General features: G+C 53.1%; 23 protein-coding genes and 2 tRNA genes. 12 read left to right on the top strand and 13 right to left on the bottom strand.

What is annotated here, in order from left to right:
- The first annotated feature begins 7 nt into the window (after window positions 1–7).
- From OGY62_RS14015 to ydhT, 8 genes are all read left to right on the top strand, one after another.
- Window positions 8–820, top strand: a complete 813-nt coding sequence (locus OGY62_RS14015; protein WP_012132572.1) for a MetQ/NlpA family ABC transporter substrate-binding protein — start codon at window positions 8–10, stop codon at window positions 818–820.
- A gap of 203 nt (window positions 821–1,023) precedes the next feature.
- Entirely contained in the window at window positions 1,024–1,233 is a 210-nt protein-coding gene (fumD, locus tag OGY62_RS14020) for a fumarate hydratase FumD (protein WP_012132570.1), read from the top strand.
- A 407-nt stretch (window positions 1,234–1,640) separates the two neighbouring features.
- Entirely contained in the window at window positions 1,641–2,267 is a 627-nt protein-coding gene (locus OGY62_RS14025; protein ID WP_012132569.1) for a ferredoxin-like protein, read from the top strand.
- 20 nt (window positions 2,268–2,287) lie between these two features.
- Window positions 2,288–4,390, top strand: a complete 2,103-nt coding sequence (locus OGY62_RS14030; RefSeq protein WP_286460116.1) for an aldehyde ferredoxin oxidoreductase — start codon at window positions 2,288–2,290, stop codon at window positions 4,388–4,390.
- A gap of 10 nt (window positions 4,391–4,400) precedes the next feature.
- Entirely contained in the window at window positions 4,401–5,045 is a 645-nt protein-coding gene (locus tag OGY62_RS14035) for a YdhW family putative oxidoreductase system protein (RefSeq protein WP_058669052.1), read from the top strand.
- A gap of 63 nt (window positions 5,046–5,108) precedes the next feature.
- Entirely contained in the window at window positions 5,109–5,777 is a 669-nt protein-coding gene (locus OGY62_RS14040; protein WP_070518460.1) for a 4Fe-4S dicluster domain-containing protein, read from the top strand.
- Window positions 5,774–6,559, top strand: a complete 786-nt coding sequence (gene phsC / locus OGY62_RS14045) for a thiosulfate reductase cytochrome B subunit (protein ID WP_058669053.1) — start codon at window positions 5,774–5,776, stop codon at window positions 6,557–6,559. Before OGY62_RS14040 ends, phsC begins: the two co-directional genes overlap by 4 nt.
- A 51-nt stretch (window positions 6,560–6,610) precedes the next feature.
- Complete coding sequence (gene ydhT / locus OGY62_RS14050; RefSeq protein ID WP_404841752.1) at window positions 6,611–7,375, top strand: protein YdhT; 765 nt, start codon at window positions 6,611–6,613, stop codon at window positions 7,373–7,375.
- Between the two features lie 5 nt (window positions 7,376–7,380).
- Here ydhT and OGY62_RS14055 read toward each other — a convergent pair whose 3' ends face one another.
- Genes OGY62_RS14055 through OGY62_RS14070 form a run of 4 tightly spaced genes read right to left on the bottom strand, consistent with a single transcriptional unit; the run spans window position 7,381 to window position 10,480 of the window.
- Entirely contained in the window at window positions 7,381–8,058 is a 678-nt protein-coding gene (locus OGY62_RS14055) for an amino acid ABC transporter permease (RefSeq protein WP_286460117.1), read from the bottom strand.
- Window positions 8,048–8,827 (bottom strand): amino acid ABC transporter permease, encoded by a 780-nt coding sequence (locus OGY62_RS14060; protein ID WP_286460119.1) that lies wholly within the window; start codon window positions 8,825–8,827, stop codon window positions 8,048–8,050. The genes OGY62_RS14055 and OGY62_RS14060 overlap by 11 nt, the downstream gene beginning before the upstream one ends.
- A complete protein-coding gene (locus tag OGY62_RS14065) occupies window positions 8,827–9,645 on the bottom strand; it encodes an amino acid ABC transporter ATP-binding protein (protein WP_112002403.1) in 819 nt (272 codons plus the stop codon). Before OGY62_RS14065 ends, OGY62_RS14060 begins: the two co-directional genes overlap by 1 nt.
- A 1-nt stretch (window position 9,646) precedes the next feature.
- Complete coding sequence (locus OGY62_RS14070) at window positions 9,647–10,480, bottom strand: ABC transporter substrate-binding protein (RefSeq protein WP_058669054.1); 834 nt, start codon at window positions 10,478–10,480, stop codon at window positions 9,647–9,649.
- 304 nt (window positions 10,481–10,784) lie between these two features.
- On the opposite strand from OGY62_RS14070, the gene OGY62_RS14075 reads away from it, so the two are divergent.
- Window positions 10,785–10,964, top strand: a complete 180-nt coding sequence (locus OGY62_RS14075) for a hypothetical protein (RefSeq protein WP_024130375.1) — start codon at window positions 10,785–10,787, stop codon at window positions 10,962–10,964.
- 96 nt (window positions 10,965–11,060) lie between these two features.
- On the opposite strand, the gene OGY62_RS14080 is transcribed toward OGY62_RS14075, so the two are convergent.
- Entirely contained in the window at window positions 11,061–11,201 is a 141-nt protein-coding gene (locus tag OGY62_RS14080) for a hypothetical protein (RefSeq protein ID WP_012132556.1), read from the bottom strand.
- 135 nt (window positions 11,202–11,336) lie between these two features.
- On the bottom strand, window positions 11,337–12,239 hold the full coding sequence (locus tag OGY62_RS14085) for an endonuclease/exonuclease/phosphatase family protein (RefSeq protein WP_286460120.1): 903 nt from the start codon (window positions 12,237–12,239) through the stop codon (window positions 11,337–11,339).
- 243 nt (window positions 12,240–12,482) lie between these two features.
- Here OGY62_RS14085 and OGY62_RS14090 point away from each other — a divergent pair, with 243 nt between their 5' ends.
- On the top strand, window positions 12,483–13,421 hold the full coding sequence (locus OGY62_RS14090) for an alpha/beta hydrolase (RefSeq protein ID WP_286460122.1): 939 nt from the start codon (window positions 12,483–12,485) through the stop codon (window positions 13,419–13,421).
- A 72-nt stretch (window positions 13,422–13,493) separates the two neighbouring features.
- Here OGY62_RS14090 and OGY62_RS14095 read toward each other — a convergent pair whose 3' ends face one another.
- The 4 genes from OGY62_RS14095 to mdtK all read right to left on the bottom strand — a co-directional run bounded on the left by OGY62_RS14095 (window position 13,494) and on the right by mdtK (window position 17,776).
- On the bottom strand, window positions 13,494–15,794 hold the full coding sequence (locus OGY62_RS14095; RefSeq protein WP_012132552.1) for a TonB-dependent siderophore receptor: 2,301 nt from the start codon (window positions 15,792–15,794) through the stop codon (window positions 13,494–13,496).
- A gap of 299 nt (window positions 15,795–16,093) precedes the next feature.
- Window positions 16,094–16,170, bottom strand: a tRNA-Val gene (locus tag OGY62_RS14100).
- A gap of 4 nt (window positions 16,171–16,174) precedes the next feature.
- A tRNA-Val gene (locus OGY62_RS14105) sits at window positions 16,175–16,251 on the bottom strand.
- Between the two features lie 151 nt (window positions 16,252–16,402).
- Window positions 16,403–17,776: a multidrug efflux MATE transporter MdtK gene (gene mdtK / locus OGY62_RS14110; RefSeq protein WP_012132551.1), complete on the bottom strand. Its 1,374-nt coding sequence runs from the start codon at window positions 17,774–17,776 to the stop codon at window positions 16,403–16,405.
- Between the two features lie 216 nt (window positions 17,777–17,992).
- On the opposite strand from mdtK, the gene OGY62_RS14115 reads away from it, so the two are divergent.
- Complete coding sequence (locus OGY62_RS14115) at window positions 17,993–18,634, top strand: riboflavin synthase (protein ID WP_012132549.1); 642 nt, start codon at window positions 17,993–17,995, stop codon at window positions 18,632–18,634.
- A gap of 39 nt (window positions 18,635–18,673) precedes the next feature.
- On the opposite strand, the gene cfa is transcribed toward OGY62_RS14115, so the two are convergent.
- Entirely contained in the window at window positions 18,674–19,822 is a 1,149-nt protein-coding gene (cfa, locus tag OGY62_RS14120) for a cyclopropane fatty acyl phospholipid synthase (protein WP_115626654.1), read from the bottom strand.
- Between the two features lie 290 nt (window positions 19,823–20,112).
- Window positions 20,113–21,318 carry a purine nucleoside transporter PunC gene (punC, locus tag OGY62_RS14125; protein ID WP_286460124.1) on the bottom strand — a complete coding sequence of 402 codons (1,206 nt, stop codon included), beginning with the start codon at window positions 21,316–21,318 and terminating at the stop codon, window positions 20,113–20,115.
- Between the two features lie 112 nt (window positions 21,319–21,430).
- On the opposite strand from punC, the gene punR reads away from it, so the two are divergent.
- Window positions 21,431–22,363, top strand: coding sequence for a DNA-binding transcriptional activator PunR (gene punR, locus OGY62_RS14130; protein ID WP_012132545.1), 933 nt, complete (start codon window positions 21,431–21,433; stop codon window positions 22,361–22,363).
- Here the strand turns inward: punR and purR are convergent.
- Complete coding sequence (purR, locus tag OGY62_RS14135) at window positions 22,360–23,385, bottom strand: HTH-type transcriptional repressor PurR (protein WP_012132544.1); 1,026 nt, start codon at window positions 23,383–23,385, stop codon at window positions 22,360–22,362. The two genes, punR and purR, sit on opposite strands and share 4 nt — an antisense overlap.
- Window positions 23,386–23,538: the final 153 nt, after the last annotated feature.

Below are 23,538 nucleotides of genomic sequence, written 5' to 3' on the forward strand. Positions count from 1 at the left end.
CATTATCATGAAAAAATCACTGACATTACTCGCCGCAGCAACCTTAAGCGCCCTGAGCTTTGCCTCCTGGGCGGATACGCTGACCGTTGGCGCCTCTAACGTACCGCATGCGGAAATCCTTGAGCAGGCGAAACCAATTCTGGCGAAACAGGGGATCGATCTGGAGATTAAACCTTTCCAGGATTACATTCTGCCGAACACCGCGCTGGCCGGTCGTGAAATCGACGCCAACTACTTCCAGCATATCCCGTACCTGAATAGCGTGCTGAAAGATCATGCGGGTGATAAAACCTATGATTTCGTCAGCGCCGGGGCGATTCATATTGAGCCGATCGGCATCTACTCTAAAAAATACAAATCGCTGAAAGATCTGCCGGAAGGCGGCAGGATCATTATGCGTGACGCGGTCTCTGAAGAGGGACGTATTCTGTCGATTTTTGAAAAAGAGGGCGTGATCAAACTGAAGCCGGACGTGGATAAGGTCAGCGCGCGCATCAGCGACATCGTGGATAACCCGAAAAAACTGAAGTTCCTGCCGAACGTGGAAGCGGCGCTGTTACCACAGATGTACAACAACGATGAAGGCGATGCGGTGGTGATTAACGCCAACTACGCTATCGACGCAGGTCTGGACCCGGTTAACGATCCGATCGCCGTTGAGAGCGGTGAAAACAATCCGTACGCCAACATCATTACCGTACACCGTGGCGACGAGAAGAAAAAAGACATCGTGGCGCTGGTTGACGTTCTGCACTCAAAAGAGATTCAGGACTGGATCCGCACGAAGTACAAAGGCGCGGTGATTCCGGTCAATAACTAATACCACGTAGTGCCGGATAGCGTGACGCTTATCCGGCCTATAAAAGGGCCTGGCCGAACGGGTGAGCAAGTTACAGAGTGTGAGGTGACGGATATCGGTTAAGTTGAATAGTCACTCTGTTTATTTGTTTGATTTATTTGAGTTTTGTCTTCATGGTTAGAGTGATATATGCTGTTTGTTTGTGCTGGCGATGAGAGACAATAATGGGAAACCTGACAAAAGACGACGAACTGTACCGTGAGATGTGCAGAGTGGTTGGCAAAGTGGTTCTGGAGATGCGCGACCTGGGGCAAGAGCCGAAGCATATCGTGATTGCGGGAGTGTTACGAACCGCCATGGCGAACCAGCGACTCCAGCGCAGCGAACTTGAAAAACAGGCGATGGAAACGGTTATCAAAGCCCTGGCAGGATAATTCTCTCAGGGATGGCGCTCGCTTCGTCATCCCTTATTCCCGGTATTTAAACTCTTCACCTTGTAAATAATCAGATATCGCGTTTATATTAATATCGATATGTATATTAATATATAACGAAGGCGATTGATATTAATAATGGGAACGAGGTCACATTTATAATTATTAATAGATTGCCGTGTTTTATTTCCCCTAAATGATAATAAATATCACTCCGCTTTTATTATTTCACTTCCGGTTTTTAATTGATAACGATCAAAGTTAATAGCACTGAATAACCACATTATTTATGTGCCTAACTCTTTAGGATTAGTCTATTTGTATTTAATGATATGACGTATGCGATCCGGTTAGGGCAAAACATCGGGTGTTGTCAGCACTGTGTTTGCGAAGAGGATGCGAAATAAATGAACCAGGTCGAACGTCCAATATTAGATTTTGGCTTAACGCGGCTCGAATTTCTGCGTATATCAGGAAAGGGTCTGGCAGGATTAACTATCGCTCCCGCGCTGCTGTCACTTTTTGGCTGCAAACAGGAAGACGTTGATAGCGGTACGGTAGGACTGATAAACACGCCCAAAGGGGTATTAGTGACCCAACGCGCCCGCTGCACAGGCTGCCATCGCTGCGAAATCTCCTGCACCAATTACAACGATGGCGCCGTGGGCTCGTTCTTCTCCCGCATTAAGATTCACCGTAATTACTTCTTTGGCGACAATGGCGTCGGCTCCGGCGGCGGTCTGTACGGCGATTTAAACTACACCGCAGATACCTGTCGCCAGTGTAAGGACCCGCAGTGCATGAAGGTCTGCCCAATCGGCGCAATTACCTGGAAACAGGACGATGGCTGCATCGCGGTTGATCATAAGCGGTGTATTGGCTGTAGCGCCTGCACCACTGCCTGCCCCTGGATGATGGCTACCGTAAACAGCGAAACGAAAAAATCGTCAAAATGTGTTTTATGCGGCGAGTGCGCCAGCGCCTGTCCAACAGGGGCGCTGAAAGTTATCGAGTGGAAAGATATTACTGTTTGAATCTTGCAAAGGAAAACATTATGGCTAACGGTTGGACAGGTAATATATTACGGGTCAATCTTACAACAGGCGATATTACCCTCGAAGATTCCAATAAATATAAAAAATTTGTCGGTGGAATGGGGTTCGGCTACAAAATTATGTATGACGAAGTCCCGCCAGGCACGAAACCTTTCGATGAAGGAAATAAACTGGTATTTGCCACCGGCCCGCTGACCGGATCTGGCGCGCCCTGTAGTTCCCGCGTCAATATCACTTCGCTCTCTACGTTTACTAAAGGTAATTTGGTTGTCGACGCGCATATGGGCGGCTTCTTTGCGGCACAAATGAAATTTGCCGGGTACGACGCGATTATTATTGAGGGTAAATCCGCTTCGCCTGTGTGGATCAATATTAAAGATGACAAGGTCAGCCTCGAAAAAGCAGATTTTCTGTGGGGCAAAGGGACGCGCGCCACGACCGAAGAGATCTGCCGTATGACCAGCCCGGAGACCTGCGTGGCGGCCATTGGTCAGGCGGGTGAAAACCTGGTGCCGCTCTCCTGTATGCTCAACAGCCGTAACCACAGCGGCGGGGCGGGAACCGGCGCGGTGATGGGGTCGAAAAACCTCAAGGCCATTGCCGTTGAAGGCACCAAAGGGGTCAATATTGCCGATCGCAAAGAGATGAAGCGGCTGAATGACTACATGATGACGGAGCTGATTGGCGCCAATAATAATCATGTTGTGCCGAGCACCCCGCAGGCATGGGCGGAATTTTCCTCACCGGCCTCGCGCTGGACGGCGCGTAAAGGTTTGTTCTGGGGGGCCGCAGAGGGCGGGCCTGTTGAAACCGGCGAGATCCCGCCGGGTAATCAAAATACGGTCGGCTTTCGCACCTATAAATCCGTGTTTGACTTAGGTCCGGCGGCTGAAAAATACACCGTGAAAATGAGCGGTTGCCACTCATGCCCGATCCGCTGCATGTCGCAGCTCAATATTCCACGGGTAAAGGATTTTGGCGTACCGAGCACCGGGGGGAATACCTGCGTGGCAAACTTTGTCCATACCACGATCTTCCCGCACGGCCCGAAAGATTTTGACGACAAGGACGATGGCCGCGTTATCGGTAATCTGATCGGCCTGAACCTGTTTGACGACTACGGTATCTGGTGTAACTACGGGCAGTTGCACCGTGACTTCACGTATTGCTACAGCAAAGGCGTGTTCAAGCGCGTGCTTCCGGCTGAGGAATATGCGGAGATCCGCTGGGATCAACTGGAAGCGGGCGATCCCAACTTTATCAAGGATTTCTACTATCGCCTGGCGCATCGCAAAGGAGAGTTGAGCCATCTTGCGGATGGTTCATACGCCATTGCCGAGCGCTGGAATCTGGGTGAGGAATACTGGGCGTACGATAAAAACAAACTGTGGTCGCCGTTTGGCTATCCGGTACACCATGCTAACGAAGCGTCGGCGCAGGTGGGGGCAATTACCAACTGCATGTTTAACCGTGACTGCATGACCCACACCCACATCAACTTTATTGGTTCTGGTTTACCGCTGAAGCTACAGCGAGAGGTCGCGGCGGAACTGTTTGGTTCTGAAGACGCCTACGACGAGACTAAAAATTACACGCCGATCAACGCGGCGAAAATCAAGTATGCCAAATGGACGCTGCTCAAAGTTTGCCTGCATAACGCCGTGACGCTGTGCAACTGGGTCTGGCCGATGACCGTTTCGCCGTTGAAGAGCCGAAATTATCGTGGGGATCTGGACCTGGAAGCGAAATTTTTCCAGGCGGTGACCGGGGATGAAACCACCCAGGCGAGCCTTGATTTAGCCGCAGAACGTATCTTCACGCTCCATCGCGCCTATACCGTCAAACTGATGCAGACCAAAGACATGCGCAATGAACACGATCTCATCTGTTCGTGGGTTTTTGACAAGGACCCCAACATTCCGGTGTTCACTGAAGGGACTGACAAAATGGATCGCGACGATATGCGTGAATCCCTGACGCTCTTTTATACCGAGATGGGCTGGGACCCTGAACTGGGATGCCCGACGCGAGAAACGTTGCATCGCCTCGGTCTTGAGGATGTCGCCGCCGATCTGGCCGCGCAGAATCTGCTGCCAGCGTAAGGAAGGTGAGATGAGTCATTCAGAGGGCGAACACTCCACGCCTGAGGTGGATATTGAAAAGCGGCAGTGGCTGCAAGGCTTACATCAGCATGAAAGGCGAGTGGATGAACCAGCGCCTCCCGCGAGTCCGGCAGAGATCATGGCGGAGTTCATCCGCCAGCATTCTGCTTCAGGCCAGCTGGTGGCTCGCGCGCTTTTCCTGCAACCGCCGTATTCAGTGGAGGAAGAGGCGTTAACGCCGCTGCTGGAGACGCTGCTTCAGAGCGAGACGGGGGCGGATATCGCCTGCGTACAGGGTGCTCAGGATGATTATTACTACTCGACGCAAACCATGACCGCTAACTATGCCGACATGTGCGTGCAGGTGGTGGAGAACGATATTTGCCGGGCTATCGCACAGGCGGTGCGTTTTGATTGCCAGACCTATCCGCGACCCTACAAGGTCGCCATGCTGGAACAACCGCCATACCGCTTTGCGCCGCAGCAAATAGAGACAGCCCTTGCCGCGATCGACACGCACCCGGATTACGCGGATATTCGCCGTGTGGCGTCGTCCAACGACGTGCCGTATCTGTTTAGCGAACGTTTTATGAGCTACGGCAAGGCATATGGCTTATGCGAATGGCTTGAGGTTGAGCAGTTTCAGAATCCCTGATTGTTCAGGGTGATGTCATGGAAAGCGTGGGCGATCGCTGCCACCGGATTAGAGGATAACCAGATGTCCTTCACTCGACGAAAATTTGTGCTTGGTATGGGGACGGTGATTTTTTTCAGCGGGCCCGGCCAAAATTTGTTAGCGAACACGAAGAATAGCAAAGCGGTGCGTTATGCCATGATTCATGACGAATCCCGGTGTAACGGCTGCAATCTCTGCGCCCGGGCGTGTCGCAAGACCAACCATGTTCCGGCTCAGGGCAGTCGTTTATCCATCGCGCATATTCCTGTTTCGGATAATGAAAACGAAACCGTTTATCACTATTTCCGCCAGTCCTGCCAGCACTGTGAAGATGCGCCCTGTATTGATGTTTGCCCGACTGGTGCCTCCTGGCGTGATGAGCGCGGTATTGTGCGGGTAGATGAATCGCGCTGTATCGGCTGTAGCTACTGTATAGGCGCTTGTCCGTATCAGGTGCGTTATCTCAATCCACAAACCAAAGTGGCGGATAAATGCGACTTTTGCGCCGAATCTCGCCTGGCAAAGGGGTTCCCGCCGATTTGCGTGAATGCTTGCCCGGAGCACGCATTGATTTTTGGTCGTGAAGACAGCCCGGAAATTCAGACCTGGCTGAAGGAGAACAAATTCTATCAACACCAACTCGCAGGCGCCGGAAAACCGCATCTGTATCGCCGGTTCGGTCAACATTTGATTAAAAAGGAAAATGTATGAACGCGTCGCAGAATGCTGAACAGTTCCATGCCCAACTGGCGAACTATGTCCCCGTGTTTTCTCCCGAATACTGGCCTGTCTGGTTAGTCATCGCCGGACTGATGCTGGTAGCGATGTGGCTGGTGTTGGGGCTGCATGCCATGCTGCGGTTTCGCGCCGCCAACAAAGCCGCGGCCGGTCACGGTGAAAAGGTTTACCTGTACTCAAAAGCGGTGAGATTGTGGCACTGGTCGAACGCGCTACTGTTTGTGCTCCTGCTCGGCAGCGGGCTGATCAATCATTTCTCGCTGGTTGGCGCGTCGGTGATGAAGAGCCTGCTGACGGTGCATGAGATCTGCGGTTTTCTGCTGCTGGCGTGTTGGCTGGGTTTTGTTTTGATCAACATGCTGGGCGGCAACGGACACCATTATATTATTCGCCGCGAGGGCTGGATTGGCCGGGCGATGAAGCAGACCCGCTTCTATCTGTTCGGCATTATGCAGGGTGAGGAACATCCGTTTCCCGCCACCACACAGTCTAAATTCAACCCGTTACAGCAGGCCGCTTATCTCGGGGTGATGTACGGCCTGGTGCCGCTGTTGCTGATAACCGGACTACTGTCGCTTTATCCGCAGGCGGCGGGCGATCTGTTCCCCGGCGTGCGTTACTGGCTGTTGCAGGCGCATTTCGCGTTGGCGATCGTTAGCCTCTTTTTTATCTTCGGTCATCTTTACCTTTGCACGACAGGTCGTACTCCCGGTGAGACCTTCCGCTGCATGGTTGATGGCTATCATCGGCACTAACGGATGATCATTACGCGAGAGGATTTACGTACCTGGCGAGTCGGGCCCGTCATGTATCGTTGGTTTGTCCGTCGCTTTCCGAATGGCGGCAGCTACGCCGATGTGCATCGGGCGCTGAGCAGTGAAGGCTATCTCGACTGGGCAAATAGCCTGGTGGAATATGCCTGGTCACGCTGGCTGGATGAGGAGAGCTTTGCGCGTCAGGATATCAGCGCGATGGACAGCCTGGTGAGTGCGCAGTCGCACCACGGTAATAGCGAACACATTGCCTGCGCGGACGATAACGTTCATCTGGGATGTGCGGGCGATAACGTCAAAATTGCCAGCGTGGGGTACGCTTCGCAGATTGCCAGCGCGGGGTACTGCGCGCGCATTGGCAGCGCAGGCTACAACACGCATATAGGTTGTTCCGGCGATCGCGCGCGGGTGGCGGTGGCAGGGAACTCAACCCGCGTAAGCTGCGCCGGTGACGGGAGTCGTATTGCCAGTGCGGGAATGCGGGTGCGCATCAGCACGCTGGGTGACAGGAGCAATATTGCCAGCAATGGCGATCTGGCGCAGGTTGTCAGCTTTGGCGCCAATGCCAGAATTGCCAACAGCGGAGAGAATGTCCATCTCGTTACCAGCGGTGACAATGCGGTTATCGCCAGCACCGGGCACGTTGACTCCCTGATACTGGGGCCCGGCGGCTGTGCCGCGCTGGCGTACCACGATGGTGAACGTACCCGTTTCGCCGTCGCCATTGAAGGCGAGAACAACATACGCGCCGGGGTAAAATATCGCCTCAACGAACAACATCAGTTTGTTGAGTGTTGAGCCGTTTATCGGATGGCGAATCGTCGACGGGTGAATCTCTCCAGGCCAAAACAGAGCAGGTAATAGACCAGTCCGGTAAAGATAAAAATGGCCGCCGGGTAAATCTGTACCCGGTTATTCACCTGACCGGCGACGGTAGTCAGTTCAGGAACATTAACGATAAACGCCAGCGACGTGTCTTTCAGCAGGCCGATAAAAATGCCGGTCAATGACGGCATTACATTGCGTAGCACCTGGGGAAGCAGAATGAGCCATAATGCCTGAAACGGGCGAAATCCCTGCACTACCGAGGCGTCGTACTGCCCGGCAGGAAGCGCGTTTATGCCAGCATAAACGGAGTGCATCACCGATGCCGCAGTAAACCAGGCCAGCGCCAGCGTGACGGTAACTGCGCCGGGAATATCGCTTCCGGTAAGCATTGGCAGCAAATACCACATCCAGAAGATCACGAAGATCAGCGGAATGCCGCGAATAAATTCCGCCCAGAGAAACAGCCCATTACGGATAACGCCCGGAAATCGCCAGGCAAGACAGGCGAGAACCACCCCGCCGGGAAGCGCCAGCACGCCAGCACCCAGCGCCATCAACAACGTGAGAAGCACGCCGCCGGGTTGACCATCAGCAGCGCGTCCCCACAGCAGGTAATCCAGATTGTCGGTAATGACCGAAATATTAGCGATCATGGTGTGGACTCCTGAGGCTGAAAATACGCGTTTGGGGCCTCACTCTTTTGGCCGGGGCGGGGTTTAGCCGCGCCAGTAGCAGACCCAATACAATGCCGGTCAGCAAATAGAGCGCGGTGCCGACGGCAAAGGCTTCCAGAGCATGGGCGTTATAGCTTTCAATTTGTCGCACCTGATAGGTCAGTTCGGCAAAGCCGATACCGCTGGCAAGCGATGAGAGTTTCATCAGGTTAAGGTATTGCCCCACGATGGGTTGCCAGGCGTTTGCCAGCCCCTGGGGGAGCAGAATATGGCGGAGGGTCGTCCACGCGGAAAAACCTTGCGATACCGCGGCCTCTCGCTGCCCGGCGGATACCGCCTGCAACCCCGAGGCGATCTCCTCAACCAGGAAGGCCGATGTGAATACCCCCAGCCCCCATGCGGAGCAGAGAAATTCTGGCGTCAGCCACCAGACATCGCCAGGCAGGATCGACCAAAAATGATCGGTATTAACGAAATCAATCACGCCACGGGGCAGAAAATTCCACGCTGCGAAGTACCAGAACATCAACTGCACGAGCAGAGGCGTATTGCGAAACAGCGAGACCCAGGCGGCGACCAGATGGCGACCGAATGCGTTGCCGGAGAGACGTAGCGCGAGCAGGATAATCGCCAGCAGTGTCGATAGCAAAACGCCTGCCAGCGTGACCCAGAGCGTGGTCAAAAAACCCGAGATGACCCATTGCAGAGGTTGCCCGCTCAGCACCCCCTGCCAGTCCAGAGTAAGCATTATAACGATGACTCCTGGTGTAACGGATCGAGCACTTTCTTCAGGAAGCGCTGGGTTCTGGGGTGCTGCGGACGGGTAAAAAATACTTCCGGCGAGGCGACTTCCAGAATATCGCCGCCATCGATAAACACGACACGGTCGGCAATTTCGCGCGCGAAGTGCATCTCGTGCGTAACGACGATCATGGTGATCCCGCTGTGGGCAAGGTTCTTCATGACCTGTAAGACTTCGCCGATCATTTCCGGGTCCAGCGCGGATGTTGGCTCATCAAAAAGGATAATTTGCGGAGAGGAGGCCAGCGCGCGGGCAATGGCGACGCGCTGCTGCTGTCCACCAGAGAGCTGGGCGGCAAATGCGTCGGCTTTTTCAGCCAGACCCACCTGGTCCAGCAACTCGCGGGCTCGCTGCCGGGCGGCCTCTTTATTCCAGCCATGCACATATTCCAGCGCCAGCGTAATGTTCTGCTGCGCCGTCAGATGGGCGTAAAGGTTGAATTGCTGGAATACGAATCCAATGCGGCTGCGTAACTGGCGCAGCGCTGCGCCCTTGAGCTGACCAATGGGCTTATCATCGATAAAAATATCGCCGCCGCTTAATGACTCAAGCTGGTTGATGAGTCGAATAAGCGTGGATTTTCCCGAACCGGATGGCCCAAGGATGGTAACGACTTCTCCGGGTTCCACCGTCAGATTGACACCGTTTAATACCCGGTGCCCGTCGTACTGTTTGATCACATCGCGCAGTTCAACGCGCGCCTGACGCAAATGCGTAAAATCCGCAGCCGAAGCTGCGGAGCGGGTAAACAAACCTGAGAGCATATTACTTCGCTTCTATTTTAAAGGCGCGCGGCTGTGGATTTTTGGTTTCGGGGCCGAACCAGACGTCATAGATTTTAGCCGCCTGTCCGGTGGACTCGAGCTTCAGCAGTTCATCGTTCACCGCCTTTAACAGCGCGGGTTCGCCTTTTTTCACCCCGACGCCGATTTCCTCTTTGCTCAGCAGGTCGGGTAGGATTTTAAAGTTGGCTTTGTCTGGCGCCCCGCTTAACAGGCCCGCCAGAATGGTGCTGTCCTGGGTGATCGCCTGAACGTTGCCATTACGCAGCGCGGTCAGCGCCAGCGGGATATCATCATAGGCCAGCACGCGGGATTGCGGGAAACGCTGGTGCAGCGCCTGTTCCCCCGTTGTTCCTTTCACCGCGCCAATTCGCGCGCGGCTGTACTCATCCAGCTTGTCGGGGGAGGTCGCCGGAACCAGGAATTGTTGCCCGGTGACAAAATAGGGAACGGAAAAGTCGATAACCTGGGCGCGCTCCGGGGTGATGGTAATATCCGCGACGATCAGATCGGCCTTACCCGATTGCAGTAACGGGATACGGTTGGCTGGGTTGGTGGCGACCAGTTCCAGTTTGACTCCCAACGATTTGGCCAGCGCTTCGGCAAAATCAACGTCGTAGCCAACGATTTTATGCGTTTGTGGATCGACGGAGCCAAACGGCGGGTTTGCATCGAACGTGGCCACTTTCACTACGCCGGCGGCTTTAATATCCGCCAGTTGATCGGCCTGGGCGGGTAACGCGGCAATACCGGATGCGAATAGCGCACTGAATGCCAGTAATGTTTTTTTAGTGCTGTGAATTGTCGTTGCCATCATCTTCTTTGATATCCCTGTAGAGACGCTAAATAATTCATGTCGCGGTCAAAAAGGCCGCTGCATTCGCGACATGATTGGGTTTGTCTTTTTACGCTCCCACAACTCGCCGTCGTCACCAAATAAGAAAAGATTCTTATCTATATACAAAAAGATATTAGTAAAACAGATGTTAATGGTCGGTGAATTAAGATGGGATGGTCTAATGCAATAAATGCACAAGGATGGCAGGATTTCGTATTTCATTTTTTCACGCGAATGCGCTGCAATAAAACGCATCCAGCATACAGACAGAGGGGCGGAGAAGATGAATGGGTTTAAACGTCTTTGGCATACTGTGGTGAAAGCACGTCCACAGACCCGACAGTACGATGCGGAGCCTCATCTTCAGCGTATTGTTGAGTCTGTTCTTCCTGTCGCCAGCCTGTATGGCGTGGATATCGCCAACATTGATCCGGAGTGGTTCCGTGATAAAACAGAACGCTGAACATCGACAAACGCGCGAGGCATACTGGAACGAAATCTGCGCGCTTTCTGCGGCTTAATCCTGAATAAAAAAACCGGCATTACGCCGGTTCTGTCGTTATATTTTGCAGGCATCGCCGCAGTCATCATCCGCAATAACCGCCTGGGCTTTTTTATCTGCGTCTTCCAGACGTTCAGCGTTACGCTCTTGCGCTTCCTCCAGCCCGTCAAAGACCAGATTGTCGAGATCAATATCCATCAATCACCTGTTTAGTTCAGTGTTTGTCAGCTTTCCAGTATAGGGCAAAATCTGTGATTGATGCACCTTGCGCTATTGGCGATCGGTGCGGTTGCCAGCAGGGAAAGCGGAAATCCCGCCATCCCTGCCAATAGGTTACTGCTCGGTGAGTTCCATATCCGCGATAAAGGGGAGATGATCGCTTGCCGACGACCAGGTGAAGGCAGGGGAGTTATGCGGAATGTCTATCTTCTTCACATCCCATTTTTGCCCCTTGAAAGTGAAGATGTGGTCAATATCAATCGCCGGGTTAACCGCAGGCCATGTACGATAATCCGTCCCCTGTTTCTCAACCGGATTAAAGAAATAGCCAATTTCTTTTAACGGCTGTTCGTCACGGGTAGAGTTGAAATCGCCAGCCAGAATTTTTATTGAAGAGGCGATATCTTTAAAATCGGATGACGCATCGCCAATACTGACATCCAGCAGATGGCGGACTTGCTCAATTCGCATGGTGGGATCTTTTTGCCAGTCAAGGTGGGTAACCATGACCAGTACCGGCGTATCGAAACCTGGAACCTCAATTTGCGCCAGTAATGCTACCCGTTGTTCTGCATCGCCTGAGGGTAAATTGATAACCTGAGTATGCTGAATTTTGTATTTCGATAAAATGCCGAGCCCGTATTCACCACCGTCAAAATCCAGCGCCTTACCAAAGGCATAGTGATAGTTATTTGCATCAGCGATCGTTTTCAATTGATCAATCTTTTGGCTTCTTGCGGTTTTATTATCAACCTCTGGAACCGCAATGATATCAGCTGCAATTTTTTTGATAGCGGCGTTAAGCGACGTGAAATCAGCTACATTTTCGGACGCTTCATTTTTGCCGATGTTATAGGTCGCAATTCTTAAATGAGGCTTGTTGCTTTCATAAATCTTATCCGGGACACCGCCTTTCTGAACGGCGAGAATTTCATTACCGGCAAGTTTTTCACTGGCTATAGCGTGCGTGGAAAGGCAGCTTAGCGCGAGGAATGTCAGTGTAAAGATGTTTTTCATAACGAATAGAGGCCTTGTTTATTTGCTGTTGTCGCCACTATAACGCGCATAAAAATGGGTTACTGTGAGACTTTGCACAAACTTATATTGTTTTGCGAAATAAGTGATTAAAGTACATTCACCAGTATTTTAAATGTGAATGAAGGCCGTAACGGTTTACTTGACCCGCAGGGCCTTTCGGGTAACTGTATGTAATGTTGTAAAAATCTGAATTTCACCTGTAAAAAAAGGAATAACGAAGAGATGTATGGCCGTGAGTATCGAAACGGGCGTCGTCACATGGCGCCGTTTTTAGCAATCTCTTGCATTACTCTGCTGTATGGCGCGAAAGGGTATGCCAGGCCGGATATGGAGCCGCTGGGGCCGAATATCGCCGATCGGGGTTCTGCGTTTTACCATTTCAGGGTTGAAAATTTCGACTCCGCCGACGGAAAAAGGCACTACAAGGTCTGGACCGGCGTTCCTGATAAAACGCCGCCAGCGTCGGGTTATCCGGTTCTGTATATGCTGGATGGCAACGCGGTGATGGACCGCCTGACGGAGGACTTGCTGAAACAACTGGCGGAAAAAACGCCGCCCGTTATTGTCGCCATCGGCTACCAGACCCGCTTACCCTTTGATCTGAACGGCAGAGCCTATGATTATACGCCCGCGCTGGAAGTGAAAAGCGGGGCGGAGGGGCGCTACCGTCGACCGGGTGGCGGCAGTGGGGACTTCCGTCGACTGCTGGAGACGCGTATCGCGCCGCAAACGGAACAAGGGATCAACATCGATCCTGAACGACGCGGCGTATGGGGACACTCCTACGGCGGCTTATTCGTCCTTGATTCGTGGCTGTCGTCGTCATTTTTTCGGTTTTACTACAGCGCCAGCCCATCGCTGGGAAGAGACAATTCCTCGTTGTTAACCCGGTTAACCACAATGGATGCCGCAAAAAATTGCCATAAGCGTTTATTTTTCATGGAAGGTTCCGCTTCACCGGGGAAAAACGCGCAGACTCCGGTTTCCGGTATCCTGAATAAAACCCGCGACGCCGTTTCCGCCCTGCAAAAAGACGGGCTTGCGGTTGCCTGGTGGAATTACCCGGGATTGACGCACGGACCGATGTTCACCGCCTCTTTTCAGAGTGCATTACTGAATATGAGCGCGGAGGAGACTCCCGGGGCAGCGCGCTGCGATTAACCGGGCAGTGAGTGAAGAGGGCGGCGGGAAGCCGCCCTTAGCCATTACGCTATGATGCGAGTCTGATGGTCGTCAGAAGTGCAGCCCCACCTGCATGTAGTAGGTGCGGCCAGGTTCGTTATAGGTGTTCGCACCGGCTCCCCACAGATACGCGCCCGTGGTGGCGTTACCGGTGGTCTGGGCATTCCCTTCACGGAAGTGGCGCTTGTCGAACAGGTTATCGATCCCTGCGGTCACATCCACATATTTCGTCACCGCGTAAGTCGCACTCATGCCCACCAGCGCATAAGGCGATACCTGTCGGGTTTCGCTGCCCGAAGTGGGGTTCCCTTGATAAGTGTATTTTTTCGGTTTCTGGCGGCCGTACCACGTCAGCGTACCCTGCACCGACAGATCGTTGGCGGCCTGCCACTCCAGCGTTGAGTTGATGGTGTATTTGGGAATAACCGACAGGTAATCTCCGCTCTTCTTATTCTTGTTCTCGATGATATAGGTGAAGTTATTTTTCATCTTCAGCGTATCGGCGAGCGGGAAATTGAACGTCCCTTCCAGCCCCTGAACGACGGCTTTTGGCACGTTTTCCCATTGATAAATATTTGCGGAGGTGGCTTTGCCCGCAACCGAGTCACCGGCTGCAATCTTGTCATGGTAGTCGTTGCGATACCAGGTCAGCCCGGCCTGCACTTCATCATGATTATATTCAATCCCTACCTCTTTATTGACGCTGGTTTCTGCTTTCAGATCGCGGTTGCCTTGCAGATAGCAGGCGCCGCCGCCGTAGCATCCCTGGCCTTTACTGAATAACAGGTAGTTGGGGTTGGTCTGATACAGATTTGGTGCTTTCCATGCGCGGGCAATACCCAGTTTTAACGTGAAGTCGCCGCCCAGTTCCTGGGAGAGGTTCAGTGACGGACTCCAGTTACTGCCGCTAATACTCTGGTGGTTGAAGCGAACGGCAGGGGTCAGACGAGTGCTGTCCGTCAGTTCAAGGTTATCTTCCGCAAAGATGCCGTAAATATCCGCTGAGCTGTATTTGCTGCGCCCGGTATCGGCAATCCCCGGAACCGAGCCCCCGCCGGTGGTGGATTCGGTATTTGACGACGGATCTTTCATCGCCTGGTGGTTAAATTCTGCGCCAAAGGTCAGCGTCTGGCTAACCCACAGGTCAAGCGGGATATTCACTTCCGAGTGCAGGTTGGTGTCATACAACGAAATGGTCGAGAACCCTTCATTTGACGGGCTGAAAATCCCCGAGATGCCGCCAGAGAGGCCTTCATTGAGGCGGGTATTACGCGTTTTTTCAAACTGTACATAGTTATTGGTGGTGACGCCGCTGTCCCAGGCGCCGGTATATTTCAGGCTGAGCGTCTGGCGGTAGAGAACGTTTGTTTCTTTGCCATAATATTTTTTTACCAGCGCGTTGCTGTTGGTGTTTTGCGTATCACCGGCATACAGGTTGCCGTGGCGACTGTAGCCGGCCCCCAGTTCCAGCGCCTGCATCGGCATAAATTCCCAGCGCAGAGCTGAATTGATGTCTTTATTGATAAAACCTTCACGGCCAGCGGGGTAGCTACCGGCATAAGAACCGATACGCGGGGTCGTGTGGTTTTCGTTGATATCCTGGGCATCAGCCTGCGTTTTATTCCAGTTACCGTAGACTCGCAGGGTCAGATTATCCGCCAGCGCGCCGCTTAAACTGCCGTTATAGCGTTTGGTGCTGCCTTCGGATTTGTGCTGTGGAAAGTTGTAATAGGTATTTAAACTGCCGTGCCATTCGTCCGTCGCCGGTTTGGTGATGATATTGACGACCCCGCCCATTGCGCCACTGCCGTACATCGCGGCGGCCGGGCCACGGATGACCTCAATACGTTCGATCATTTCTGGCGGCACCCAGTTGGTGTCGCCACGGGTATCACGCTCATCGCTCCAGCCATAGCGCACCGAGTTGCGGCTGGAGACAGGCATACCGTCAATCAGAATCAGAGTGTTCTCCGGCCCCATGCCGCGGATATCAATCTGGCGGTTATTCCCGCGTTGTCCGCTGTTAGAGTTCCCGGTGAGATTGACGCCCGGCATGGTGCGAATGATCTCAGCGACGTCGCGCTGTATCGGCCGTTTTTTAATGGCCTCGCTGTCAATGATAGAGACGCCGGGGGCCTGGAGCGTCTGTTCTTTGGCCGTCACGACCATGGTTTCGCCGCTGTTTATTTCTTTGTCGCGGGCAGCCTGTTTCTCAGGTGGGTTACTGGCGTTTGTTTGTTCTGCTTTCTGGTTTGCCGCTGTTTTGATGTCGTCAGCCTGTACCGCAGGAATCGCCAGACTCCCTGCAATAAGCGAACTCAAAAGCGATAATTTATATGCCTTTTTTATCATGATATTAATCACTTGCCATTGTTAAAAGAAAAATTGCGTGAAATAATTTATTAGCAATATTTCTCATTTGCAACACAATAATGATTATCATTTACATTTTTTGGTCGTGCGAGCGCGCTGCCGTTAGCGGCAATTTCAGGTTATTAAATAGAATAAAATCAGTAAGATAATTAATATCAGGGCAGCAGGCGTGAAGGGACAGTTGCGGTTGTTGGTCTGTACAACGGTCAAACCATGAATTCAGGAAAGATTTGTGGGAACAATGCGCTGTGGGAACAGTGTGCTGTGTGGATAAAGAATGGTGCGTCTGAATGGACTCGAACCATCGACCCCCACCATGTCAAGGTGGTGCTCTAACCAACTGAGCTACAGACGCAGGATGGTGCGTTCAATTGGACTCGAACCAACGACCCCCACCATGTCAAGGTGGTGCTCTAACCAACTGAGCTATGAACGCAATGTTGCAGGTGACAACGGGGACGAATATTAGCGGCAGAGCCGGAATGAGGCAAGAGGGAAAACGTAATTTTCTTCCTGATTTCACTCGATTGCAGAGGAAACGCGCAAAATGTCGAGAGAATAGCCGCCGTCCGGCGGCTATTGCTGATTTATCGCGCAGCGCGCTGCAAAATAATCGCTGATGACTGGCGTTGCAGGTATCGCATACGCAGCATCATCATAATAGCCGCAGACGTCAGGCCGATAATAAAGCCCATCCAGAACCCGGCCGGTCCCATGCGATCCACCACCAGATCGGTCAGCGCGAGGATATAACCGCTCGGTAATCCCAGCACCCAGTAAGCTGTAAAGGTAATAAAGAAAATCGACCGCGTATCTTTATAACCACGCAAAATACCGCTGCCGATAACCTGGATCGAATCGGAAATTTGATACACCGCCGCCAGCAGCATCAGTTGCGCGGCGAGCGTGACCACTTCAGGATTGTCGTTATAGAGCAGGGCGATAGGCTCACGCAGCGTCACGGTAAAAATTGCGGTGATAACGGCCATGCAAACTCCGACGCCCAGCCCGGTTCTGGCGGCTGTCTGGGCATCCAGCGTTGAGCCCTGGCCAAGTCGATAGCCCACGCGGATGGTAACCGCAGCCGCCAGCGACATCGGCAATACGAACATCAGCGAACTGAAGTTCAGGGCAATCTGGTGGCCTGCGACATCCACAATACCCAGCGGTGAAACCAACAGCGCCACCACGGCAAACAGGGTGACTTCAAAAAACAGCGCCAGGGCGATCGGCAAACCTAGCTGTACCAGACGTTTCATGACCGCCGTATCCGGCTTGCTGAATCCGCGCTCGTTGCGAATATCGCGCATTGAACGCGCACGTTTCACATACGAGGCCATCGCGATAAACATCACCCAATAGACCGCCGCCGTGGCAACGCCGCAGCCCACGCCGCCGAGTTCCGGCATACCGAAGTGACCGTAGATGAATATATAGTTCACCGGAATGTTGACCAGCAGGCCAAGGAAGCCTATGACCATGCCGGGTTTGGTTTTTGCCAGACCTTCGCACTGGTTACGCGCAACCTGAAAGAACAGGTATCCCGGCGCGCCCCACAGGAGCGCGCGAAGATAGCCCACGGCTTTATCCGCCAGCGCAGGATCAATGTTATGCATAGAACGGATAATGTATCCGGCATTCCATAGCACAAACATAATGAGAACGGACACACAGCCCGCCAGCCAGAAGCCTTGTCGCACCTGGTGAGCGATGCGTTCGCGGCGGCCAGAACCGTTGAGCTGCGCGATAACCGGGGTCAGAGCCAGTAACAGCCCATGACCAAACAGAATGGCGGGCAGCCAGATAGATGTGCCGATAGCGACGGCAGCCATATCCGTGGCGCTGTACCCACCAGCCATCACGGTATCGACGAATCCCATCGCGGTTTGGGCGATTTGCGCAAGAATCACCGGTATTGCCAGAGCCAATAACTGACGCGCTTCACTGATATACTTTTGCACGTATACACCATTATTTGTTGTTATTTGAGAGACTAAAAAAGCCGCCTTAAATGGCAGCAAGAAGAAAATGCAGGGGAAATTTCAGTCTATTGTAGCGAGGAATACGTAATTCTCCAGTGAAAAAACAGGTGCTTTTAGCGCTTTGCTGGCAACCTGATTTTCCACCTGCTATTGTGCTGGGCAGAGATGTATTAACTGATTTCAGGAGTTGCAGGTATGTTTACAGGTATTGTGCAGGGCACCGCGAAACTGGTGTCGATTGATGAAAAACCGAATTTCCGCACGCATGTCGTGGAATTACCTGAACACATGCTGGACGCGCTGGAGACGGGCGCATCGGTGGCGCACAACGGTTGTTGCCTGACCGTCACTGAAATAAACGGTAATCAGATCAGCTTTGACCTGATGAAAGAGACGTTACGCATTACCAATCTTGGAGATCTGAGCGTCGGCGATCTCGTTAACGTGGAGCGTGCGGCGAAATTCAGCGATGAGATTGGCGGGCATTTAATGTCGGGTCACATTATGACCACGGCTGAAATTTCGAAAATTCTGACCTCTGAGAATAATCGTCAGGTCTGGTTTAAAGTTCAGGACCCGCAACTGATGAAATATATCCTGTATAAGGGATTCATCGGCATCGATGGCATCAGTCTGACGGTAGGGGAAGTGACGCCAACGCGCTTTTGCGTTCATCTGATCCCGGAAACGCTGGAACGCACCACGCTGGGTAAGAAAAAACTGGGCGCTCGCGTCAATATCGAAATTGATCCGCAAACCCAGGCGGTTGTTGATACCGTCGAGCGCGTGCTGGCGGCACGGGAAAGCGCGGCGAATCTGCATGCAGGCGACGCGTAACCCGACGTAAAAACCCCCGCAGCGCGGGGGTTATCAGGATTAGCGGGGAATACGCAGGCCGTGTTCGACGCCGCGAGAAAAAACCACCTGCCATAGCTGTATATCACGGGCGCGAAACGCCCCGGCGCATGCATTCAGATAATAACTGAACATGCGTTTAAACCGTTCGGTGTAATTATCTGCAATTTCCGGCCAGCCGTTGATAAAGCGAGAATACCAGGCCATCAGGGTGGTGTCGTAATCTGCGCCAAAGTTGTGCCAGTCTTCCATCACGAAATGCGATTCGCTGGCATTCGCAATCTGGCGAACAGACGGCAGGCACCCGTTCGGAAAAATATACTTATTGATCCACGGATCGACGTTATTATCCGTCTTTTTGGAACCGATAGTATGGAGCAGGAAAATACCGTCCGGTTTCAAATTACGGTCGACCACTTCAAAATAGGTTTTATAGTTCTTCGGCCCGACGTGTTCAAACATACCAACGGATACAATGCGATCAAACTGATCGTTAAGGTCGCGGTAATCCTGTAGCCGAATAGAAACGTCCAGACCTGCGCAACGTTCCTGGGCCATCTTTTGCTGCTCGGCGGAAATCGTGACGCCAACGACGCTGACGTCATAATTGGACGCCATAAACTGGGACAAGCCGCCCCAGCCGCATCCGATATCCAGCACGCGCATACCCGGCTGCAACTGTAATTTTTCACAAATGAGCTTCAGCTTCGCTTGCTGGGCGAATTCCAGTGTGTCGGCATCTTTCCAGTAAGCGCAGGAATATTGCATATACGGGTCGAGCATGCGGGAGAAAAGATCGTTGCCGAGATCGTAATGTTCTTTCCCGACTATCCAGGCGCGTTTTTTACTTTGTAAGTTGAACAGGCGTGCGCCCGCGATACGCAGCGTATCTTTGAAATGGTGGGGGAGTTGGTTTTCGAGCCCGGCTCGTAAGACTTTACTAAAAAACATGTCCAGTCGGTCGCATTCCCACCAGCCATCCATATAACTTTCACCTAACCCCAGCGATCCTTCCTGTAATACACGTTTGAAAAAATCGGGGTTTTTAACACGAATATCCGCCGGGGCAGTGCCATTGATGGCGATACCCGCACGGCCCAGCAATTCGTTGGTGATACGATACCAGTCATCATCTGGTACGCTGACTTCTTCTATACACGATGAACTCATAGCTTCTCCATCACTTGGTCGGTGATCAGAACCTTAAAACAGCGTAGACGCTTTTTGGGCTTTGTGAGAAATCTCACGGAATAATTCCGCGAGTCTATTATCCGACGTAGAACAGAGGAAGGGAGGAACCCTTACCGAAAAGGCCATCCGTGGTGAAACGGGAACGCTCCGGTTCCCGTTAACGCATAATAATTATCGTAATATTAACAACCGAAATTTAGTATAGGCCTCAAAATTCGATGATACAACCGAAAATTGTTAGCGAGCTAATTACCTGTTGTTGAACATTTTTAGTGAGATTCGCTGTGCGCAACTTCGGTGTTTGCTGCGCGCGCGGCCGGTTCCTGCGCCTGAAGTTGCAGCCAGTATCCCAGTGCCGCCAGAGCCACCGTCGACAGCATTACGCTGGTGGTGGTAAGCAGCGGCGTGCTGATCAGCCACGAAACGACCAGGCTTGCCAGGAAACACAGACCCAGTTGCAGCGTGTTCTGTAAGGCTGCTGCGCGTCCGGTCGCTTGTGGGAAGGGGCGCAGCGCCTGGGCGACCACGATAGGGTAGATCGCGCCGTTCGCGATAGCCATCACACAGAATGGAATCAGGATCTCTGTCAGCGAAACATGGCTGATGAAGCTGGCGCCCCAGGTGGCGACCACGCTCAGCGCATAGAGAACCAGTAACCAGGGCAACAGCTGTTGACCCTGCCATTTTTGCAGCGCCGCGCGGCAACCGTAACCGCCCACCAGGAACGCGATGGTCTGCGGTACATAACTCAGGCCAATTACCGCCGGGCTATAGCCCATTTCGCTGAGGATAAACGGGGAACCCGTCAGCCAGGCAAAAAAGCTGGCGGAGCAGGCGGCGTAAATCAGGACGTTGCCGCGATAAGTTTGTGAACGCAGCAGGCTGGCGAAGGTCAGTTTTTCCTGGCTGTGGTCATGTGCTTTTGTTGTTGGCTTTAAGCGTAAGGCGGGCAGCATCAATATCAGCGTAATGATGAACAGCGTGGCAAAAATGGCCTGCCAGGAAAAATGCGTCAGTATCCAACTGCCGAGTAAAGGCGCAAGGGCGGGCGATAAACCGACCAGCGGCATAATGGTGGCGAAGATGCGATTAATTTTTTGCGTTGGATAATAATCCGTCACCAGTGCCTGCCAGATCACCGTAGCGGCACAAACCCCCACCGCCTGAATAAAACGCAGTATCAGCAGCCCGGTAGCGCTTTCGACCCACATCATCCCCAGACTGCCCAGTGCGAAGATGGAGAGACCCAGCAGCAAAATGGGTTTACGCCCGTAACGGTCTGACAGCGGCCCCCACAGCAGTTGCGCGACGGCGAAACCGGCCAGGAACAGACTGAGGCTGGCGCTGACAGCCGCCGCTGGTGTTTGCAGGTCGGCCTGAATTGCCGCGAACGCGGGCAGATACATATCTGTTGCCAGAAAGCCCAGCACGCTGAGACCCGCCAGCCAGACTAAAAAACCTTTTCCGGGTTGCATAATTGTTTCTCTTTTCCAGAAGTAAGACATTGCCGCTGAGTGTAGGGAGTGAAATTCTGCTTGTGAAACGCTAATATTTGGCTACTGGATTCAAAATTTTTGCAGGCAGAATATGTGGTCAGAATATTCACTCGAAGTGGTTGATGCCGTTGCCCGTAATGGCAGCTTTAGTTCTGCGGCGCAGGAGTTGCACCGCGTGCCTTCTGCGGTGAGCTACACCGTCCGTCAACTGGAGGAGTGGCTGGCGGTGCCGCTTTTCGAACGACGCCATCGGGATGTTGAACTGACCCCCGCCGGGGCATGGTTTTTAAAGGAAGGGCGCTCTGTTATCAAAAAAATGCAGATCACCCGACAGCAATGCCAGCAGATCGCCAACGGCTGGCGGGGTCAACTGGCGATTGCGGTCGACAATATTGTTAAGCCGGAGCGCACCCGGCAGATGATTGTTGATTTTTATCGTCATTTTGATGATGTGGAATTGCTGGTCTTTCAGGAGGTATTTAACGGCGTCTGGGATGCGCTGTCGGACGGGCGCGTGGAGCTGGCTATCGGCGCGACGCAGGCCATTCCGGTTGGGGGACGCTACACCTTTCGCGATATGGGGATGCTGAGCTGGAGCTGCGTGGTCGCCCGCCATCATCCGCTGGCGTCAATGGCTGGCCCGCTCAGTGACGACACGTTGCGCAACTGGCCGTCGCTGGTCCGGGAGGATACCTCGCGTACGCTTCCGAAGCGCATCACCTGGCTGCTGGATAATCAAAAACGCGTGGTGGTGCCGGACTGGGAATCTTCAGCGACCTGCCTTTCCGCGGGACTGTGTGTGGGAATGGTGCCGACCCACTTTGCTAAGCCGTGGATCGACAGCGGGAAATGGGTGGCGCTACAGCTTGAGAATCCGTTTCCTGATGCGGCGTGCTGTCTGACGTGGCAGCAGAACGACACGTCGCCCGCGCTGGCCTGGTTACTGGACTATCTGGGCGACAGCGAAACGCTGAATAAAGAGTGGTTACGGGAGCCGGAAGAGGCTCCCGCAGAAGGGGATTAACGGCGATAGTCGCGGAACGGGCCATCGGCGACAGAGCGACGCTCAATCAGACGCGGATGCACCTCAATGGACTGCGACTCTTCGCGTTTATTGACGATACGGTCAAGCAGCATATTGAAGGCCGTTTCACCCAGAGAATCTTTCGGCTGGTGAATCGTCGTCAGCGCAGGCGTAAAGTAACGCGCGTTGCGCACGTTGTCGTAGCCGATGACCGAGATATCCTGCGGTACGCGCAGCCCCATCTCGTCAGCGGCGCACAACGCGCCCATCGCCATAATGTCGCCACCGCAGAATACGGCCGTCGGGCGGTGAGACTGGGAGATCATTTGCTGCATCGCGCGGTAGCCTGATTCCGGCTCGAAATCACCCTGAACGATCCAGTTTTCCGGTACGTTTATCAGCGCTTCTTCCATCGCTTTCATAAAGCCAGCCAGACGACCTGCGCCGGTGTTGCGTTCCATTGGGCCGGGAATCACGCCAATTTCACGGTGCCCGCGTTCAACCAGATAACGACCGGCCATATAGCCGCCTGCAAAGGCGTTATCAATGACCGTATCGGTAAAGTCCGCTTTGGCTTCGCCCCAGTCCATCACCACCATCGGGATATGGCGATACTCTTCAAGCATAGAGAGCAGGGACTCAGGGTATTCGGAACACATGACCAGCAGGCCATCCACGCGCTTTTGCGCCATCATGGAGAGGTACGCGCGCTGCTTTTCCAGGTTGTTCCAGGCGTTGCCCAGAATCAGCGTATATCCTTTCTGGAAGCAGTTCTTTTCAACGGCTTCGATAATTTCAGCAAAATAGGCGGCTTCGCTGCTGGTCGCCAGCAAACCAATCGATTTGGTGTGGTTAACCTTCAGGCTGCGGGCAACCGCGCTGGGAGAGTAGTGCAGCTCTTTAATGGCTGCCCATACCGCGTTGCGCGTCTCTTCCGCAACGAAGCGCGTTTTGTTAATTACGTGTGATACGGTTGTAGTGGAAACGTTTGCTCGCTTCGCCACATCTTTAATTGTTGCCATTACATCTCACTCCAGACCATATCCTGAACTCCTGAAAATACTGTAAGTAAACGTTTGCCTTTACACACCTTGATCGCAACGTCAGGGTTGCGGCACGCCGGGAAAACGACACGGAACATCAGGAAGGGGGCAATGGCCGGTACGCTAATCAAG

It is taken from the genome of Citrobacter sp. CK198, from assembly GCF_030333295.1.
Classification (GTDB): domain Bacteria; phylum Pseudomonadota; class Gammaproteobacteria; order Enterobacterales; family Enterobacteriaceae; genus Citrobacter_B; species Citrobacter_B koseri.

Coding starts and splice junctions, on each gene's coding strand:
- OGY62_RS14070 (WP_058669054.1), bottom strand. CDS start 10,480: ATGATGGCAACGACAATTCACAGCACTAAAAAAACATTACTGGCATTC.
- OGY62_RS14055 (WP_286460117.1), bottom strand. CDS start 8,058: ATGATCGCTAATATTTCGGTCATTACCGACAATCTGGATTACCTGCTG.
- ydhT (WP_404841752.1), top strand. CDS start 6,611: ATGTATCGTTGGTTTGTCCGTCGCTTTCCGAATGGCGGCAGCTACGCC.
- OGY62_RS14095 (WP_012132552.1), bottom strand. CDS start 15,794: ATGATAAAAAAGGCATATAAATTATCGCTTTTGAGTTCGCTTATTGCA.
- fumD (WP_012132570.1), top strand. CDS start 1,024: ATGGGAAACCTGACAAAAGACGACGAACTGTACCGTGAGATGTGCAGA.
- OGY62_RS14035 (WP_058669052.1), top strand. CDS start 4,401: ATGAGTCATTCAGAGGGCGAACACTCCACGCCTGAGGTGGATATTGAA.
- OGY62_RS14080 (WP_012132556.1), bottom strand. CDS start 11,201: ATGGATATTGATCTCGACAATCTGGTCTTTGACGGGCTGGAGGAAGCG.
- OGY62_RS14025 (WP_012132569.1), top strand. CDS start 1,641: ATGAACCAGGTCGAACGTCCAATATTAGATTTTGGCTTAACGCGGCTC.
- punR (WP_012132545.1), top strand. CDS start 21,431: ATGTGGTCAGAATATTCACTCGAAGTGGTTGATGCCGTTGCCCGTAAT.
- OGY62_RS14085 (WP_286460120.1), bottom strand. CDS start 12,239: ATGAAAAACATCTTTACACTGACATTCCTCGCGCTAAGCTGCCTTTCC.
- purR (WP_012132544.1), bottom strand. CDS start 23,385: ATGGCAACAATTAAAGATGTGGCGAAGCGAGCAAACGTTTCCACTACA.
- OGY62_RS14115 (WP_012132549.1), top strand. CDS start 17,993: ATGTTTACAGGTATTGTGCAGGGCACCGCGAAACTGGTGTCGATTGAT.
- OGY62_RS14090 (WP_286460122.1), top strand. CDS start 12,483: ATGTATGGCCGTGAGTATCGAAACGGGCGTCGTCACATGGCGCCGTTT.
- punC (WP_286460124.1), bottom strand. CDS start 21,318: ATGCAACCCGGAAAAGGTTTTTTAGTCTGGCTGGCGGGTCTCAGCGTG.
- cfa (WP_115626654.1), bottom strand. CDS start 19,822: ATGAGTTCATCGTGTATAGAAGAAGTCAGCGTACCAGATGATGACTGG.
- phsC (WP_058669053.1), top strand. CDS start 5,774: ATGAACGCGTCGCAGAATGCTGAACAGTTCCATGCCCAACTGGCGAAC.
- OGY62_RS14030 (WP_286460116.1), top strand. CDS start 2,288: ATGGCTAACGGTTGGACAGGTAATATATTACGGGTCAATCTTACAACA.
- OGY62_RS14065 (WP_112002403.1), bottom strand. CDS start 9,645: ATGCTCTCAGGTTTGTTTACCCGCTCCGCAGCTTCGGCTGCGGATTTT.
- OGY62_RS14060 (WP_286460119.1), bottom strand. CDS start 8,827: ATGCTTACTCTGGACTGGCAGGGGGTGCTGAGCGGGCAACCTCTGCAA.
- OGY62_RS14015 (WP_012132572.1), top strand. CDS start 8: ATGAAAAAATCACTGACATTACTCGCCGCAGCAACCTTAAGCGCCCTG.
- OGY62_RS14075 (WP_024130375.1), top strand. CDS start 10,785: ATGAATGGGTTTAAACGTCTTTGGCATACTGTGGTGAAAGCACGTCCA.
- OGY62_RS14040 (WP_070518460.1), top strand. CDS start 5,109: ATGTCCTTCACTCGACGAAAATTTGTGCTTGGTATGGGGACGGTGATT.